Consider the following 17,943-nt stretch of genomic DNA (forward strand, 5'->3'; position numbering starts at 1 on the left):
GTAACAAAAAGACCTGGTCAAAATGATCAGGTCTTATTTTTATATGTGTGTTAAGATTAAGCCTTGTTAACGGATCCGAACATGGTTAATTTTTCTCTAACCACTTTCTTGATTGCTTCAACGCCTGGTGCTAATAATTTACGTGGGTCAAAGCCTTTGGATTCTAAGTCTTTACCAGCTTCGATGTATTTACGTGTAGCTTCAGCGAATGCCAATTGTAATTCAGTGTTAACGTTGATCTTTGTAACGCCTAAAGAGATCGCTTTTTTGATCATGTGTTCAGGAATACCTGTACCACCGTGTAATACTAGAGGTACTCTGTTGGTGACTCTTTGTACTTCTTGTAGTACATCGAAGTCTAAGCCTTTCCAGTTTGCAGGGTATTTACCGTGGATGTTACCAATACCTGCTGCGAATAGGTCAACACCTAAGGACGCGATGAGTTCGCATTCTTTTGGATCAGCCAATTCACCTGCACCAATGACGCCGTCTTCTTCGCCGCCGATGGAACCAACTTCAGCTTCAACAGACACGCCTTTTGCGTGGCAAGCTGCGACGATTTCTCTGGTCTTTTCAACGTTTTCAGCGATTGGATAATGAGAACCGTCAAACATGATGGATGTGAATCCGGATTCTAATGCTTTGTATGCACCTTCATAAGTACCATGGTCTAGATGTACAGCTACTGGTACTGTGATGCCTTGTGACGCGATCAATTCTTTGACCATCGCCATGACTAAACGATAACCACCCATGTACTTAGCTGCGCCTTCAGATACGCCTAAGATGATTGGGGAGTTCAATTCTTGTGCAACTTGTAGGGTTGCTTTTGTCCATTCAAGGTTGTTGATGTTGATTTGAGCGACGCCATAACCGTTATCTCTAGCCTTGATTAACATTTCTTTTGCAGAAACTAATGCCATTTTTATGTCCTCCTAGATTTATTGTAATGTCCATTATGTATTATACGCTTAATTGCCTTATTTTACAAATAAGTAATGCGTGAAAACGATTATCATTTGTCTTGTTTATTCAGAATTGCTGCTTCGATGAATCCTTTAAAAATTGGATGAGGGCGAAGTGGTCTAGATAAGAACTCTGGATGGAACTGACAAGCGATAAAGAATGGGTGTTCAGGAATTTCAATCATCTCGACTAAGTTGAGTTTTTCGTGTAATCCAGAGAAAACCATGCCATAAGATTCAAAAGCTTCACGATAGGCATTATTGAACTCATAACGGTGGCGATGTCTTTCTTCAATGACATCTTTTTGATAGAGCTTTTGAGCCAATGTATTTGGTTTGATATGACAGGTGTATAACCCTAAGCGTTGTGTCCCACCCAAATCTTTGGAGAGGTCTTGTGAATGCATCAAATCGATGATTGGATATTTGGTTGCAGGATCGATTTCAGTCGTTGTTGCTAGCCCAATACCCATGACATTTCTCGCAAACTCAATCGAAGCGAGTTGTAAACCATAACAAATGCCAAAGAATGGTACGTTGTGGGTTCTCGCGTATTGAATGGCTGCCATTTTACCTTCGGTAGCACGTTCACCAAAGCCCCCCGGTACCAAGACACCGTCAGAACCGGCCAACACTTCCTTCACATTTTCTGTATTGATTTTTTCTGCATTTAGATACTTGATGTTGATGTTTTTACCAAAGTGATAACCTGCATGTTTTAAGGATTCAGAAACCGATAAATACGCATCATGAAGGCTGACATATTTACCTACCAATGCGATGTTGATGGTATCTTTTGCATGTTCAATCTTATGAATCAAATCCATCCACGGGGATAAATCAGCTTCCATCTTAGGTTCTAATTCAAAGTGTTCTAAAATCAAATCATCGATTTTTTGAGCCTTCAAGTTCGGAATGGTTTTATACAAGACATCGACATCGACCGATTCAAATACGTGGTCTGTTTCTACGTCACAAAATAACGCAATCTTTTCTTTGGTCGATTTCGCAACCGGTACTTCACTTCTTAAAACGATCATATCCGGTGAAATCCCTAAAGATCTCAACTCTTTAACCGAGTGTTGGGTCGGTTTGGTTTTAATTTCATTCGCTGCTCTTAAATATGGTAACAAGGTGGTGTGGATGTATAACGTGTTTTTATGCCCAAAATCACGTCTGGCTTGTCGGATGGCTTCTAAAAAAGGGAGCGATTCAATGTCCCCAACGGTCCCACCAATTTCAGTGATGACCACATCCGCTTTAGATGATAAAGCAACCCGTTTCAAACGGTCTTTGATTTCATTCGTGATGTGTGGAATGACTTGGATGGTTGCGCCAAGGTAAACACCTTTACGTTCTTTATCGATGACGGTTTGATAGATTTTCCCTGTGGTTACTGAGGAATCTTTCGATAAGTTTTCATCGATGAAGCGTTCATAATGTCCTAAATCGAGGTCTGTTTCACAACCGTCATCGGTAACAAACACCTCACCATGTTGGTAAGGCGACAATGTGCCTGGGTCGACGTTGATGTATGGGTCGAATTTTTGCATGAATACTTTGAGTCCACGACTCTTGAGTAGCTGTCCAACCGTGGACGCCATAATGCCTTTACCAAGCGATGAAACGACACCGCCGGTAACGAAAATAAACTTTGTTTTCATCTCTTCACCTCGAAAAATATAAAATAAAAAGGTCTCCCTTTACAGGAGACCTTATATGAGTTGCCCTTCTTAATTATATCAAATAAAAATCGGTGAAGCAACGAGAATTTTACTTGTCGTACATGTCTTCGTAATCGTCCATGATTTCGTTGTAATCATCGTCGTCGAAGTCAATGTCTTCTTCATCTTCAATGATGATGGCGTCTTCTTCGTCAAGTAGTAAGTCTTCCTCTTCTTCATCGTCAGGAAGGATACCATCTTCTTCTTCATCGTCTTCTTCATCATCTTTGAGTTCGATTTCGTCTTCTTCAGGAATATAGTAGTCGTCAACAGTCAATGTGTCGTCTTCTTCTTCCTCTACCACTTCTTCAGTGGTGTTGAAGTAAGAACCATCTTTATCCCAAAGTTCAAGGTTATTTTCTTTTAGATCCCATTCATCATTGCCACAAAAAACGAATTTTGCTGACAAGGTCATGTCAATGTATAGTTGTGTTAATTTTTCAGTGTCTTCTTTAGAGATTTCTTTAAGTGATGCCACTGATTCTAATAAATCGTAGATATTCTTTTTGCCTTCTGATCTTAAAATCTCTTCAGCAATTTCAACCATGGATTTGTTTACATACGTTTGTTTAGCCATAGTTTCCTCCTAAAATACTATATTATTGTATACGATGTGCTATGTTTTTGCAAGACTTTTATTTGAATAATCGAAATTGCACGATTTTCTCGGTGGTAACGCCTTCGATTTGATGGCGATAGCCAATTTCAATCAAATCTGGCGTTACAATTAAGTCGTGTGTTTCGACAATAGACTTAAATAGGATGCCTTCTTGACGATAATACCCCATCGTTCTCTGATGGGGAATATACGATTCTTGGAAAGAAACTTCGCCAGTGCGTCTGATTAAAACCTCGTTTAAATTGTAATAAACGGTGACGAGGCTAGCGGTGTTTGGATCCTGATATGTGATTTTTCCTGGTTCAAAAGTTGAATCGACTTGAAAGCTTTCTATTTGTCCGTCAGTAGTGATTGTTAGGATCATGCCATCAAGATTCTAGCTAAGACGATGATAGCTAAAATAACGACCACGATGATGAGTAACTTCATCATCTTTTTCGCGATTGCGAACACACCGAAAATGATGACTACAGCAAGGCCTAGGGTGCCAAGAATCTTCATCCATTCAGGTAGCGGCATGATGACGTCGTTGTAGAAGTTAAGAGCGAGCCCATCAAAATCTACCAATTCTTCCAACATGCTGTCTAAATCCCCGAAAATACTCATTAAGAATGCCCAAATTTGATCTAGAATTTCCATATACAATTTCTCCTTATTCGTACTTTTGTCTATTATTCAGTGCGAGTTCTAGGGTGTGATCATCCGCGAAACTTAAATCCGCACCGACTGGAATGCCATATGCAATACGAGAAACCTTGATGCCTTTAGGTTTGAGTAATTCTTTTAAGTACTGTGCGGTGAGTTCCCCTTCCACAGTACCTGCCAAAGACAGGATGATTTCTTCAATCCCATTCAATCGTTGAAACAATGATTCAATGTTTAAATCTTCTGGGCCAATGCCTCTAGAAAAATCAATTGAACCCCCCAATACATGGTATAGCCCATGGTAGATTGGGTTGCGTTCCAAGACGAACACATCTTTGTCTTCCGAAACCACCATGATGGTGTTTCGTTCACGGTTAAGGTCTTCACAAATAGGGCAGTGGCTTTCCATTAAGGTACCACACACTGGACAATGTGAGATGTTTTGTTTCGCTTCAACCAAATGTTGGCTGAATGCGTCGATTTGATTTTTTTCAATCGTAGAGATGGTATAAAGTGCCAATCGTTCTGCGGTCTTTTTACCAATGCCAGGAAATTTTTTAAAATCTTCTACGAGTTTTAAAAAACTTTCAGGGTATTTCATTAGAATCCGCCAAACCCCATACCAGCTGTGAATTTGCTCATTTCTTGGTTGGTGGTCTTATCCACGACTTCAACCGCGTTATTGATGGCTGCTAAAATCGCGTCTTGTAACATTTCGACATCTTCCAGTAACTCTTCAGAAATCTTAATGTCGACCACTTGATGAGAACCTAACATGACCACTCTAACACCTGAAGCGGTGCCCGTAAATTCGGTCATTTGTAATCTTTCTTGGGTTTCTTGCATCTCTTTTTGAATCTTTTGTAACTTTTTAATCATGCCTGCGTTCATTATATTTACTCCTTTATCATGACTTTGTCTTTGCCAAAGAAATCAATGGCTAAGGATACAGATCCTGGTTGCCAAGACTCTTCTACGGCTTCATATAAACCTAAATCGAGTTTAGGTAAGGTTGGTTTTTTGTTGCCATCACGCCATTGTTTTGCAAAACTGTCAAACAATACTTGCCATGAAGCTTCATCGATACAAATGTAATCATCGATGAGTTTGGTTTTACTATTCAGAATTTCAAATACCAACTGTTTTGTGTTTGGTTTTAACATCATTTGACAATTGATTTTATCTGGATAGACCAAGAGAATTTCTTTATCGCTGGCTGCTACCAACTTGCCTTCATGTAACAACATGGCTGCGGCTTGTAGTTTCGCATCCTTGATTTGTGGGAGTCGTTCCCACCCTTTTAATAACAAGGCTTTTTTATCAATATTGGCGTTTTGTAGTAGTCTTTCGACATCTTGGACAGTGACCAATGGTTTTTTATCCGAAATGGTGGGTTCAGGACTGGTTGGTTCGATGGATTCTTTTTCTTCGACCACGCGTCTGATTTCTCGAGGGGCTGTCTTCAATTTGGAAATGTCAAATTCTAATCCTTTAATGCGTTCTTGAAGGCCTTGGAGTTGTTCTTGATATTGGATACGGTCCATATTTTGATGGTCAATCATCTTCACAATTGCAAGTTCAAGATAGGCACGTTTTTGATTGCTCCACTTGATATCATTTTGTGTACCATTAAGCACTTCAAGGTAGAAGTAAATGCGGTCATTGGAATATTGTTTTGACAAATCTTCCACATATTTGGTTGGTCGAATGGCGTCAAATACGACATTCTTTTCAATCAATAAGTCTCTTAGTGTGGCAATTAAATCTGAAACTATCTTGTTCACTTCTTTACCATCTTCGATCATGTCGTTGAGTAAAGAAAAGGCTTCAGTGGTTTTTTTATGGTAGATAAAATCCAACAATTGAATCAGATTTTGTTTAGATACGCTGCCTGATACGGCGTAAATATCTTCTTCGGTGACGTTTTCGTCAGCGAATGAAATGGCTTGGTCTAATAAACTGAGTGCGTCTCTAAGTCCGCCTTCAGCGTATCGCGCAACTTCGCGAATGGCTTCATCTGTGATTTTGATGTTTTCGATGTCGCGAATTTCTTTGAGTTTTTTCTCGATATCGGATGGTGAAATCCCTCTAAAATCGAAGCGTTGGCATCTCGATAAAATCGTGGATGGAATCTTATTTGGTTCGGTGGTTGCGAGAATGAAAATGACGTGTTTAGGTGGTTCTTCCAATGTCTTTAACAAGGCATTGAATGCACCAGTAGATAACATGTGCACTTCATCGATGATATATACTTTGAACTTACCCATACTTGGTAAGTATTTGACTTTTTCTCTTAAATCTCGGATTTCATCCACACCATTGTTGGATGCGGCGTCTATTTCAACGACATCGCCAATGGTATTGGATTGGATGGCTTTACAAGTCGCACATTCACCACAAGCATCCTTGATAGGGGCTTTCTCGCAGTTGACTGCTTTAGCCAAAATTTTCGCGATACTGGTTTTACCGGTACCACGAGGTCCACTGAATAAATAGGCATGTGCAATTTTGTCATGTAACAAGGCATTTTGTAATGTCTTGACGATGACTTCTTGTCCGGCTACTTCTTTAAATGTTCTGGGTCTATACGTTCTGTATAACGCTTGATAGGACATATCGCACACTCCTTTGCTTTTGTATTATATCATATATGATATGAATTGTTACTTGCCTAAACAAAATTTAGAAAATAATTCGCTGATTAAATCTTCAGGATGATAATCCCCTGTGATTTCACCTAGGGTTTGCCACGCTTTCTTTAAATCTATCTCAGTCATATCGATTGGCATATCAATCATAATCGCGTTTAAAACATCATCCAAGGATTGAATGGTTTCTTTAATTTTGCCAATATGACGCATGTTTGAGATGACATTGAAGTCTTTTTCTTGGATATCTTCCATACCCAATACTTTGACGATTTCTTTTTCTAAATCCATTAAACCTTCTTTGGTTAATGTGGATAAGCTCAACATATGGATATCTAAATCAATGGCTTTACTTAAATCATTTTTATTGCCAACAATGATGCGTTTTTTGTCTTTAGTTGCGTCGAGTAATTCAATATCTTCTTTAGATATCTTTCGGCTTTGGTCTAAAACCAATATGATCAATTCCGCTTCATCAATGGCTTTTTTGGAACGATCCACACCGATTTTTTCAACCACATCGATGGTTTCTCTAATACCAGCTGTATCTATCAAATTGAGGGTAATATTACCAATGTTGATGTAAGCTTCAATGGTATCTCTGGTGGTACCTTCAATGTCTGTGACAATCGCTCTTTCCTCGTTTAAAAGGGCGTTTAGTAATGAGCTTTTACCTACATTTGGTTTACCGACAATCGCCGTTTTAACCCCTTCACGCATGATTTTACCTTTATTAGAATCATCCAATAAGCGGATGAGTTTTTGTCTGATTTCGATGACTTCTGGTTTGATCAATTCATTGCCCATGGTGGTTGCGTCATCGTATTCTGGATAATCGATATTCACTTCGATTTGTGCAATGATATTGAGCAGTTCACCACGGATGTTTTCAATGCCTTTTTTGATGTCACCACGAAGACCGGATAATGCCAATTTCATCGCGTTTTCGTTTTTTGCGTGAATGAGGTCCATGATGGCTTCTGCTTGAGTTAAATCGATGCGTCCATTGACATAAGCACGCTTGGAAAATTCGCCTGGTTCGGCCAGTTTGATACCCGTTTCTAATACACGCTCAAGTACTTTTTGAGTCACTAAAATACCCCCGTGACACGAGATTTCAACGGTGTCTTCGGCGGTAAATGTTTTAGGGGCTTTCATGACGGTAACCATGACTTCATCGATGACGTTGCCGAGTTTATCGGTGATGTGTCCATAGGTGACTGTATGACTCTTCATTTTTAGTAAGTTTCTGCCTTTGAATACTTGATTAGCTAGTCTGATCGACTCACTACCTGAGATTCGAATAATCGCGATGCCGGCAGTGCCAAATGGCGTCGCAATCGCAGCGATGGTATCGTAAATCATGTCATCACATCCTATGAAATATTATACAACATTCACCCCTAAAAATAAGAAAAAAACGCAGTTTTGCGTTTCTCTCATATAGATTATTATGCGTGACGTCGCTTGTCGTCGTCTTCGATGTCGATTTCACTTTCAAGGAAATCGTGGTGTACGTGTGGAATGAATGGGTTGATTCCGCGTTTGATATCTCTTAAATATATAAACAGTACCAAGAATGTGCCAAAAATAATGGACGTAAAATAGTAGCCTGATCCAGCGACCAATCCCATCATTGCTGTTGCCCAAATGGTTGCAGCTGTGGTTAAACCAATGATAGTTTTTCCACCTTTCATAATGACCCCTGCGCCGATGAAACCGACGCCTGGTAAAACTTGTGCAATCAGTCTTTGGTTATCGGCAGATGAGTCTCCGCCTTGTGCTTTATACATGTAGATTTGAACAATCCCAATCACTGCGGTACTCATTGCAATTAAAATATGAGCGGAAATCCCTGCAGATTTGCCAATATTTTGTCTTTCTAATCCAATCATAAATCCAAAAAAGAGCGCAATCGCCATTGGAAATACGACTGTAAGCCAAAATTCGCCACTTTGAAACACTTGTAATTCAATTTCGAACGGTGTCATTTTTCTTTGTTCCTTTCCTCATAGATTTCATTAAAATCGTATTTTTTGTCTTCGTATTGATAGCCCAATACGGCATTTAAATTGACATTTTCTGCTGCTTTGAAAATCGATTGATCGACTTCCGGATGAATCTTTCTCATGTCAGCGATGAGGTTTTTAATCTCTCTGCGCTTCGATGATGTTTTGCTTGCAACCACGGTACAACCACAGTTCATGGATTGAATACCATTGGTCTTGGTGAATCTTAAGATATCCGCTTCTTTGATATAGAACAGTGGTCTAATCAACTCGATATCTTCGAAGTTATCAGCGGTGATTTTCGGTACCATGGTTTTGAATTGTCCACCATATAAAACATTGAGCATGGTGGTTTCAATGACGTCATCAAAATGATGTCCTAGTGCTAATTTATTACAGCCCAATTCTTGTGCAGCGTTGTATAAAAATCCGCGACGCATTCTTGCACACATATAGCATGGGTTGTCTGAAGCAATCTTGCCTGCAACTGCGAATACATTGGATTTTTTAATGACCAATGGGATGTTTAAGTATTTACAGTTAGACTCTAATAAGGCTAGGTTGATGGGTGCGAACCCAGGGTCCATAGCGAGATAAACCACGTCAAACTTAACGATGGAGTGTCTATGTAATTCTTGAAATAGTTTCGCCATCAACAAGGAATCTTTACCACCCGATATACCAACAGCGACTTTATCGCCTTCTTCAACCAGCTTGTAATCCTTAACGGCTTTGATGAATTTTGCCCAAATTTCTTTTCGATAAGACTTAATAATACTGCGTTCGATTTGTTCTAATGATTGTAATGGTTCTGTGACGACTATGCGCTCACATACCTCTCTAATTTCCATCTTGATCCCTACTTACTTTAATGCGTTGATGTACTCATTTGTACGAGCAATGAAACGATCTAATTCTGCCCATGAATCGAGTTTAGCACCAGATGCTTTCGCATGTCCACCGCCACCAAACTCATTGGCTAGAGGTGCGATGACAGGACCGTTAGAGCGCAATCTAATGCGAATTTCCGAACCTGGATATTCTAAGATGATTGCCCAAACCGGATAGCCTTCAATGCCACCAATCACAGAAACCATCGATGCTGCTTGTTCGTCTGTAACGTTGAACGATTCAATGGTTTTACGGTCCAAAGTAACATAGATAAACCCAGCGTCTGTCATCTTAAAGTTAGATAATACATAACCTTTTAAACGAATCATATTTAAGGATTCAATGGAGAGTTTGCTATCAACAAATTCAACATCGACCCCATGGGTTAATAACATTCCCGCAATTTCATGGGTTTGTTTAGAAACCCCTCTAAAGCGGAATCGGCCTGTATCGGTTAAGATACCTACATACATTGCTAAGGCACCTTCATAACCTAACTTTAATTCTTTTTTATAAGTCTTATAGAAGTGTGCAATCATTTGGGCACAAGATGGATAAGAAGTGTCTACCCATTTGTATTTACCATAATCATTGACTGGAATATGGTGGTCAATCTTAATGGTTTCTTTACCTAAGTTGTAACGCTTGTCTGATATTCTTTCTTCTGTGGCTGTATCCACAACAATGGATAAAGCACCTTCATATAACGCATCTTCGATTTTGTCTGGTGTCCCTACAAAACTGACAAAGTCGGAGGTCTCTCCAACCACATAGACTTCCTTGTTAGGGAACGAGTTTTGGATGATGCTCTTTAAACCAAATTGTGCCCCGTAGCAGTCACCGTCTGGTCTTTGATGACCATGGATGATGATACGGTCGTATTCTTTAATTTTCTTGATGATGATTGGATTAATCATATTAGTTATTCTCCTTTAATAATTGTTTGTAATCTGCGATGACTTCATCGACTTGTGTCCAAGATTGAAGGCTTGCACCACACGCTTGTTCATGGCCGCCTCCACCATATTTTTTCGCAATATCGACAATCTTGATACCACGACTTCTAAATTCACCTAATATGATGTTCTTCTCTGCATCATACGTGAAGTTCAACCAAATCTTGATGGTGTCAATACCAGCAGCAAGATTTACCATCCCGCGAGATACGGTGAACACATCGACATCGAATTTATCAAAGACTTCTTTGTCATTCTTTAAATATGCAACCCCATCTTCAAAGACAAAACGATTGGAAAAATAATTTTTCATTTGTTTTGATTCTAAGGTTTCCACATATAAGAAATCATAAAGCTCGGTGGTTTTCGCCCCAAATCCTGTGAGCATCGAAGCGATTAAGAATACACGTTCTGGTTTGTGCATCCATTGGAATCTACCAGTATCTGTAACCATGCCCGCGTACAAGAACGAAGCCGCTCTTGGATTGATTTTTAAGTTGAGTTCTAATGCCATGTCTGTGATGAGTTCAGCACAAGCACTGAAGGTTGAATCGGATAAAACTAAAGTGGCATTTTCGATGTCACAAGCATTTTTATGGTGGTCAATGACAATCACTTCTTTTGCAAGTTTATAGCGGTCATCCGATACCATATGTTTAACCGCCACATCTAAGATAAATACCAACGCGTCTGCATACAATTCATCTGGTATGGATTGCATATCATTTTCCATATCAAAACGGTTTTGATCACCGACGACAAATATATGTTTATTTGGGAAATTCTCAACCAATATTTCTTTGAGTCCGACTTGTGATCCGATCGCGTCAAAATCTGGTTTGGAATGTCTATGAATGATGATGGTTTGATACCCCATCACTTTGGCTAAAATGTCTTCATACATGTTTTTTTCAAGCCCTTTCTAGGTGTATAAGGCGTGATTTCTCATTAAGTGCCTTATAATAGTATATCACTAATGCCGGCGATAATAAAGTGACATATCGTGTGTATGTGCGAACGCATGCGTGAAAATCGTTGTCTTTTTAATCTATTGTGTTATAATTTAAATGTATGAAAATCGTTATGAAAGGAAGATACAATGACTAAGTACGTTTATTTGTTCAAAGAAGGACAAGCAAGCATGAAAAACCTACTTGGTGGTAAAGGTGCGAACCTTGCGGAAATGACCAATTTAGGTCTACCAGTTCCTCAAGGATTTACAGTTACGACTGAAGCCTGCATCCAATACTACAAAGATGGTAAAAAGATTGCTCCAGAAGTTGTAGAACAAATCTTTGCCGCTTTAGAAAAGACTGAAGCAGAATTTGGCAAGAAATTCGGGGATGCGAAAAACCCATTCCTAGTATCTGTACGTTCCGGTGCTAGAGCATCTATGCCAGGGATGATGGATACCATTTTAAATCTAGGTTTAACCGATGAAGCCGTGGAGGGTTTAGCAAAACTCACCGATAACCCACGTTTTGCTTATGACTCTTATAGAAGATTCATCCAAATGTTTGCTGACGTTGTCATGGAAATTGACAAGATCAACTTCGAACATTTACTAGAAGCAATGAAAGAAGCAAAAGGTGTTCATCTAGATACTGAACTAGATGCCGAAGACCTTAAGAACCTCGTTGGACAATTCAAGGTTAAATACCAAGAATTGAAGGGAGAACCTTTCCCTCAAGATCCAAAAGTTCAATTAATTGAAGCAGTTCAAGCGGTATTCAGATCTTGGGACAACCCAAGAGCGAACACTTACCGTATGTTAAACCACATTCCTTATGAATGGGGTACAGCGGTCAACGTTCAAGGCATGGTGTTTGGTAACATGGGTCAAGACTCCGGTACAGGGGTTGCGTTCTCAAGAAACCCAGCTAACGGTGACAGAGTATTATACGGTGAATACCTATTTAACGCACAAGGTGAAGACGTTGTTGCGGGTATCCGTACACCAAAACCAATCGCTGAATTGAAGAAAGAAAACGAAGCATTATACGAAGAATTCGATCGTATTGCGACTAAACTTGAAGCACACTACAGAGATATGCAAGACATGGAATTTACCATTGAAAAAGGCAAATTATACATGTTACAAACTCGTAACGGTAAGAGAACCGCTCAAGCCGCTGTGAAAATTGCGATCGATTTAGTGAACGAAGGCGTATTAACTAAGGAAGAAGCCCTTTTAAAGGTTGAACCTTCTCAATTAGATGCCTTACTACACCCTACATTTGATCCTAAAGCCTTAAAAGCTGCTAAGCCAATCACTCAAGGTCTTGCTGCATCTCCAGGTGCTGCATACGGTAGAGTTGTGTTTACTGCTGAAAGAGCTGCTGAATTGGTTAAAAAAGACAAACTTCCAGTCGTTTTAGTTAGACAAGAAACCTCACCTGAAGATATCGAAGGTATGGTTGTCTCTGCTGGTATCTTAACCGCTCGTGGCGGTATGACCTCTCACGCTGCCGTTGTTGCACGTGGTATGGGTACATGCTGTGTTGCAGGTGCTGGTGAAGTTAAAGTCAATGAACATGGTAAATTCTTCACCATTAACGGCAAACGTTATAACGAAGGTGACTATATTTCCATCGACGGATCTACTGGTTATGTTTATGGCGAAAAGATTGCGACTACAGAAGCGGTTGTTTCTGGTGACTTCGCAACCCTTATGTCATGGGCTGACGAAATCCGTGTATTAAAAGTTAGAACCAACGCTGACACCCCAAGAGACGCTCATCAAGCGCGTGTATTCGGTGCTGAAGGTATTGGTCTATGCCGTACTGAACATATGTTCTTCGAATCTTCTCGTATTAAAGCAATGCGTGAAATGATCGTGGCTAAGAACCTTAAAGAAAGAGAAGTTGCCCTTGCTAAGTTATTACCGATGCAAAGAGAAGACTTCATCAAACTTTACAAGGAAATGGAAGGCTATGCCGTTACCGTTAGATACTTAGACCCACCTCTACATGAATTCGTGCCTCATACAGACGCTGAAATCGCTGATTTAGCGAAAGAAATGGGCTTACCATTCGAAGAATTGAAGAGAACCATTGAAGACTTACATGAAACCAACCCAATGTTAGGTCACCGTGGGGTTAGACTTTCGATTACTTACCCTGAAATTGCAGTGATGCAAACCAAGGCTGTCATCGAAGCGGCTATCCAAGTGACTAAAGAAGGTTTACATGTAGAACCAGAAATCATGATTCCTTTAATCGGTGAATTGAAAGAATTCAAGTTTGTTAAAGACATCGTTGTGAAGACTGCAGATGAACTTATTAAAGCATCCGGATTAAAGATTAAGTACTTAGTCGGTACCATGATTGAAATCCCAAGAGCTGCTTTATTAGCCGATGAAATCGCTAAAGAAGCTGAATTCTTCTCCTTCGGAACCAACGACTTAACTCAAATGACATTCGGCTTCAGCCGTGATGACGCTGGTAAGTTCTTACCTGATTACTACAAGACCAAGATTTTTGAATCTGACCCATTTGCTCATATCGACCAAAGAGGCGTTGGTAAACTCATGAAGATGGCTGTATCTTTAGGTAGCGAAGTTCGTCCAAATATCAAGACTGGTATTTGTGGTGAACACGGTGGGGATCCACAATCCGTTGAATTCTGCCACAACACTGGATTAACTTATGTATCTTGTTCACCATTTAGAGTGCCTCTAGCACGCTTAGCGGCTGCACAAGCTCAAATCAAGAATCCACGTAAATAACACAAAACAAAGACGATGACCTAAAAATCATCGTCTTTTTCTTTGGTGCATATCTTTACTATAAATCCTTGAAATCCATTATGATGAAGATGGAGGCGATTGTATGGTTACCAATACGTTTTTAAACTTAGAAACAAAGGATGTTACGTTATCTAGATCTTTTTTTACCCACATTGGTTTTTCAATCAACGAACAATACTCAGATGAATCTGGTATTTGTGTTGTGATTAATGATACTACCTATTTGATGGTGATGAATAAAGATAAATTTAGAGGCTTCACATTATCTGAAACCCCAAACAGCTTTAATCAAACCGAAATCATCATCAGTTTTCAATTGAATAGCAAAGCCGCTGTAGATACCTTACTGGATAAAGTCAAAGCAGCCAAAGGTGGCGAGTTTGGCCAAGCAACTGAGAATGATTTTATGTATTATCGCTCATTTAGAGATTTAGATGGCCATCGATTCGAGGTCTTCTTCTTCAAACCGTTACCATAGCACCCTAGCGGTGCTTTTTATTTAGAGATGTGCTATCATTGAATAGGTGATACTCATGATACAATCTAAAAAACAATTAACGTATGCTTTTTTATTACTCGCCGTGATATATATCGCGTTCATCGCATTGGGTTTACCAGACGCTTTGTTGGGTTCCGCATGGAACCTAGTAAGGGTCGATTTAAATGTACCTCTAGGTACTTTGGGACTCATGACCGTGGTCGTTTACATCATGTCGATCATTTCTACGTATAACGCACCTCGACTATTAAGACTATTTCAAACCAAATGGATTACGTTTGTTTCCATTACATTTACAGGATTGGCTTTAATTCTTTTAAGTCAGGTGAATGCTTTTTATCAAATGTTATTCTTCGCGATTCCCTTGGGGATGGGTGCTGGTGCCATCGACGTGTCACTCAACCACTATCTCGCTAAGAACTATAAAGCCTCTCATATGAGTTACCTACATTCTTTCTATGGGGTTGGGGTGACCGCTGGTCCATCCATCATGGCTTATACTTTAAGTCTCAACTCTTGGCGTATGGGTTACATCATCGTGGGCAGTATTCTTTTAGTCATCGCTGCCATCGTGTTCATATCATTTAAACTTTGGCAGAAAGAATCTGAAGCAGAAAAAGAACACCATGAACACATTCCGTTGAAGGTCGCGTTTAGAATTAAAGGGGCTTTTAACTCCATGTTGATCTTTCTATTCTACGTTCACATCGAATCTTTGTTAGGTGTTTGGATCGCTTCTTATATCTATATTGAAAAAGGGGTTAGTACTTCGGTCGCAGCCCTTTTCGCAACCACATACTATCTAGGTCTCACGGTTGGTCGATTATTATCGGGATTCCTATCCAAAATACTCAACCCACACCAACTCATCTATATCGGGGTATCTTTGATCTTCCTCGGAGCTGTTTTAATTTTATTTAATGTTCCATTTGAAGCATTTTACTTCGTCGTTGTTGGGTTATTAGGGGTTGGATCTGGACCCATCTATCCAAACATGATGTTTATCAATAATTCACACTTTGAACCAAAGGAATTATCGAAGATTATTTCCCTTCAAATGGTCATTGGGTATATGGGTTTTGGCATCATGACGCCACTTGCTGGTTTATTGTTTGACCGTACCAGTATCGCATTTTATCCCTATGTTTTGATTACCTCTTCAACCATCTTAGTGCTTTTAGTGATTCGCTACATACGTCTTAAAACCGTCCAAAAACAAAGCATCTCAGGCCATTTAACCTAAGATGCTTCTTTTTTTACTTTTTAACCATATAGGCTAGCGCTGTATAGGATACCAGTGGTCGATTCCAGTATAAATCCATCAATCCACGTTCATGGGTAGCGAACACGCCGTGTTGTAACATCATTGGGCGATACCCACGTTCGGCTGCTCCGTTATAGGTTGCGAGAATACAGTGTTCTGCGGCTGTACCTGACAAGACCACATGGGTGATGTCTTTGTCTTTTAGAATCTGTTCCAAATTGGTTTCCCAAAAAGCATTTCCTTTAAGTTTAAGAACCTCAATATCCGTCGGTTCTCGCTTGAGTTCATCTACCAAAGCGTATTCAGGTCCATCCCCTTCGGAGATGTCTCTCACAATGATGACTGGGCAGTTCGCCCCTCTAAATAACTTCATTGTTTCGTTAATATAGATCATTGTATGTTCATATGTTTTCGTACCGAAGTGTTCAGACATATATTCTTTTTGAACATCGATGACCAGCAATGCAATACCCATATTACCCTCCTAGTTGAATTCAACTTTATTGATATAACCTTGCATATCGAACTTGCGTTCGAGTCCTTTATCATTCATGTATCTGAGCTTACCAAAGATTGGACGCTCTGTCCAAGCACGGTCGTGTTTTCCAAAACACCACGCAACCCCTGTATAAGAATTGGGGTCTCTGCCATCCAAGAAGTATTTATTGTTTAAATATAAAATGGTTTGATACGCTTCTTGATGGGTTTGACTCCACTCAATGATCTTTTTAGCCCAGTACATACGCATATAGTTATGCATAAACCCTGTTTCAACCATCTCTTTCATCGCTGCGTTGAAATAAGGGTCATGGGTTTGATAGTTTAAATAATCTTCTACCGTATAAAGATACGTTCTCTCATCCGATTCATGGGCTTTCATGGTTTCATACGCCCAAGGTTCTGTCATTCGATGAAAATCATCATATCCGGGGTTGTAGTAACAATAGTTAAACGCCAGTTCACGTCTCACAAATAACTGTTCCCTGTAAGCTTCATACACATCCTCAGTAATTCGACCTTGATCTAAGAATAATCTTAAATGGTGAATGATCTCTAAAGAAGAGATTTGACCAAAATGGAGGTAGGGTGATAAAACAGAGGTGTAGTTGGTACTCGGATCTGAAGATTCGTTGTAATGGGTTAGTCTGTTTAGAATGAAATCATTCAATCGTTTCATAGCTTCTAAGTACCCACCTTTATAACCTTCATAAGGTAAGACTGAACGATCGACATTGAGTTGTTTTAATAAGGTCGGTATGTCATTGAAATCAAAGTCGGATGCCTCATTTAAGCGGTGTGGATTGGACAATACCGATAGTTGTTTAAAGTCTAAGAAAACATCAAATAATTTGTGTAATTTTGGTCTTAATGTATATGCCCCATATTCGACTTTATTAGACGCTACCGTAACTGGGACAATTAAATCGGTATCAATCATTTCAATCCATAGGTTTGATGCATGAGTTTTAGCGTAGTTAACGACATCATAACGCCATTTTAGCGGTACTTTTAAATAACCTTGATCCATCACCAATGCATAAGCATCCGTTAGATACGACGCCACGATTTCACTTGGTTGACCTAAGCGATAAACCATATTAAAACCGAGCTTGGTGCCCCAAATGGAGACGTCTTTTAAACCTTCTAACATGAACTGATAGTGTCTGAGGTTGGCTTCTTTATAGTTTGGTGTTAGCACAAATAATACCAACAAAGGCAATTGTTTTTGATTGGCAATTTGAATAGCTCTTTCTAACGCATGGTTAAAGTGAATGCGTTGAGATTGTTGCATCCAATAGAGCACATACTTGGCATTCGGATTGGTCTGATGGCTATATAACGTTTGGATTCTTTGTGTATTCATAAAAGTATCCCCCATGTTATTATTATATGATTTTTTTCTTATTTTTACGATTTTCTAGCATTCTTATTCCTCTTTATCTTACTAAAGTGCTATAATTCAAGTATAGATATC

The 17,943-nt window shown here is 39.5% G+C and carries 18 protein-coding genes; 3 read left to right on the forward strand and 15 right to left on the reverse strand.

Features of this window, described 5'->3' with window-relative positions:
* Positions 1 to 56 precede the first annotated feature (56 nt).
* The 13 genes from fba to N7548_RS01115 all read right to left on the reverse strand — a co-directional run bounded on the left by fba (position 57) and on the right by N7548_RS01115 (position 11,361).
* Positions 57 to 923 carry a class II fructose-1,6-bisphosphate aldolase gene (gene fba, locus N7548_RS01055; RefSeq protein WP_263607526.1) on the reverse strand — a complete coding sequence of 289 codons (867 nt, stop codon included), beginning with the start codon at positions 921 to 923 and terminating at the stop codon, positions 57 to 59.
* Positions 924 to 1,015: 92 nt separating this feature from the next.
* A complete protein-coding gene (gene pyrG, locus N7548_RS01060; protein WP_263607527.1) occupies positions 1,016 to 2,629 on the reverse strand; it encodes a CTP synthase in 1,614 nt (537 codons plus the stop codon).
* 109 nt (positions 2,630 to 2,738) lie between these two features.
* On the reverse strand, positions 2,739 to 3,266 hold the full coding sequence (gene rpoE / locus N7548_RS01065; protein WP_263607529.1) for a DNA-directed RNA polymerase subunit delta: 528 nt from the start codon (positions 3,264 to 3,266) through the stop codon (positions 2,739 to 2,741).
* Between the two features lie 58 nt (positions 3,267 to 3,324).
* A complete protein-coding gene (locus N7548_RS01070) occupies positions 3,325 to 3,672 on the reverse strand; it encodes a hypothetical protein (protein WP_263607530.1) in 348 nt (115 codons plus the stop codon).
* Positions 3,669 to 3,947, reverse strand: a complete 279-nt coding sequence (locus N7548_RS01075; protein ID WP_263607531.1) for a hypothetical protein — start codon at positions 3,945 to 3,947, stop codon at positions 3,669 to 3,671. Before N7548_RS01075 ends, N7548_RS01070 begins: the two co-directional genes overlap by 4 nt.
* 13 nt (positions 3,948 to 3,960) lie before the next feature.
* Entirely contained in the window at positions 3,961 to 4,554 is a 594-nt protein-coding gene (gene recR, locus N7548_RS01080) for a recombination mediator RecR (protein ID WP_263607532.1), read from the reverse strand.
* On the reverse strand, positions 4,554 to 4,844 hold the full coding sequence (locus N7548_RS01085; protein WP_263607533.1) for a YbaB/EbfC family nucleoid-associated protein: 291 nt from the start codon (positions 4,842 to 4,844) through the stop codon (positions 4,554 to 4,556). Before N7548_RS01085 ends, recR begins: the two co-directional genes overlap by 1 nt.
* Before the next feature lie 5 nt (positions 4,845 to 4,849).
* Complete coding sequence (dnaX, locus tag N7548_RS01090) at positions 4,850 to 6,568, reverse strand: DNA polymerase III subunit gamma/tau (RefSeq protein ID WP_263607534.1); 1,719 nt, start codon at positions 6,566 to 6,568, stop codon at positions 4,850 to 4,852.
* A gap of 48 nt (positions 6,569 to 6,616) precedes the next feature.
* Positions 6,617 to 7,966 (reverse strand): tRNA uridine-5-carboxymethylaminomethyl(34) synthesis GTPase MnmE, encoded by a 1,350-nt coding sequence (mnmE, locus tag N7548_RS01095; RefSeq protein ID WP_263607535.1) that lies wholly within the window; start codon positions 7,964 to 7,966, stop codon positions 6,617 to 6,619.
* A gap of 86 nt (positions 7,967 to 8,052) precedes the next feature.
* Complete coding sequence (locus N7548_RS01100) at positions 8,053 to 8,592, reverse strand: MgtC/SapB family protein (protein ID WP_263607536.1); 540 nt, start codon at positions 8,590 to 8,592, stop codon at positions 8,053 to 8,055.
* Positions 8,589 to 9,461, reverse strand: coding sequence for a tRNA lysidine(34) synthetase (locus N7548_RS01105; protein ID WP_263607537.1), 873 nt, complete (start codon positions 9,459 to 9,461; stop codon positions 8,589 to 8,591). The genes N7548_RS01100 and N7548_RS01105 overlap by 4 nt, the downstream gene beginning before the upstream one ends.
* A gap of 12 nt (positions 9,462 to 9,473) precedes the next feature.
* The gene (locus tag N7548_RS01110; protein ID WP_263607538.1) at positions 9,474 to 10,418 is read right to left on the reverse strand and encodes a DHH family phosphoesterase; all 945 of its coding nucleotides are present in this window, start codon (positions 10,416 to 10,418) and stop codon (positions 9,474 to 9,476) included.
* 1 nt (position 10,419) lies between these two features.
* Positions 10,420 to 11,361, reverse strand: coding sequence for a DHH family phosphoesterase (locus N7548_RS01115; RefSeq protein ID WP_263607539.1), 942 nt, complete (start codon positions 11,359 to 11,361; stop codon positions 10,420 to 10,422).
* Positions 11,362 to 11,556: 195 nt separating this feature from the next.
* On the opposite strand from N7548_RS01115, the gene ppdK reads away from it, so the two are divergent.
* From ppdK to N7548_RS01130, 3 genes are all read left to right on the forward strand, one after another.
* A complete protein-coding gene (gene ppdK, locus N7548_RS01120) occupies positions 11,557 to 14,184 on the forward strand; it encodes a pyruvate, phosphate dikinase (RefSeq protein WP_263607540.1) in 2,628 nt (875 codons plus the stop codon).
* A 103-nt stretch (positions 14,185 to 14,287) separates the two neighbouring features.
* The gene (locus N7548_RS01125) at positions 14,288 to 14,683 is read left to right on the forward strand and encodes a VOC family protein (RefSeq protein WP_263607541.1); all 396 of its coding nucleotides are present in this window, start codon (positions 14,288 to 14,290) and stop codon (positions 14,681 to 14,683) included.
* Positions 14,684 to 14,738: 55 nt separating this feature from the next.
* Positions 14,739 to 15,947, forward strand: coding sequence for an MFS transporter (locus N7548_RS01130; RefSeq protein WP_263607542.1), 1,209 nt, complete (start codon positions 14,739 to 14,741; stop codon positions 15,945 to 15,947).
* A 13-nt stretch (positions 15,948 to 15,960) separates the two neighbouring features.
* Here N7548_RS01130 and N7548_RS01135 read toward each other — a convergent pair whose 3' ends face one another.
* Both N7548_RS01135 and N7548_RS01140 read right to left on the reverse strand, forming a co-directional pair.
* On the reverse strand, positions 15,961 to 16,443 hold the full coding sequence (locus N7548_RS01135; RefSeq protein ID WP_263607543.1) for a cysteine hydrolase family protein: 483 nt from the start codon (positions 16,441 to 16,443) through the stop codon (positions 15,961 to 15,963).
* Positions 16,444 to 16,452: 9 nt separating this feature from the next.
* A complete protein-coding gene (locus N7548_RS01140) occupies positions 16,453 to 17,832 on the reverse strand; it encodes a deoxyribodipyrimidine photo-lyase (protein ID WP_263607544.1) in 1,380 nt (459 codons plus the stop codon).
* Positions 17,833 to 17,943 lie beyond the last annotated feature (111 nt).

Source organism: Paracholeplasma manati (genome assembly GCF_025742995.1).
Lineage (GTDB): Bacteria > Bacillota_I > Bacilli_A > Acholeplasmatales > UBA5453 > Paracholeplasma > Paracholeplasma manati.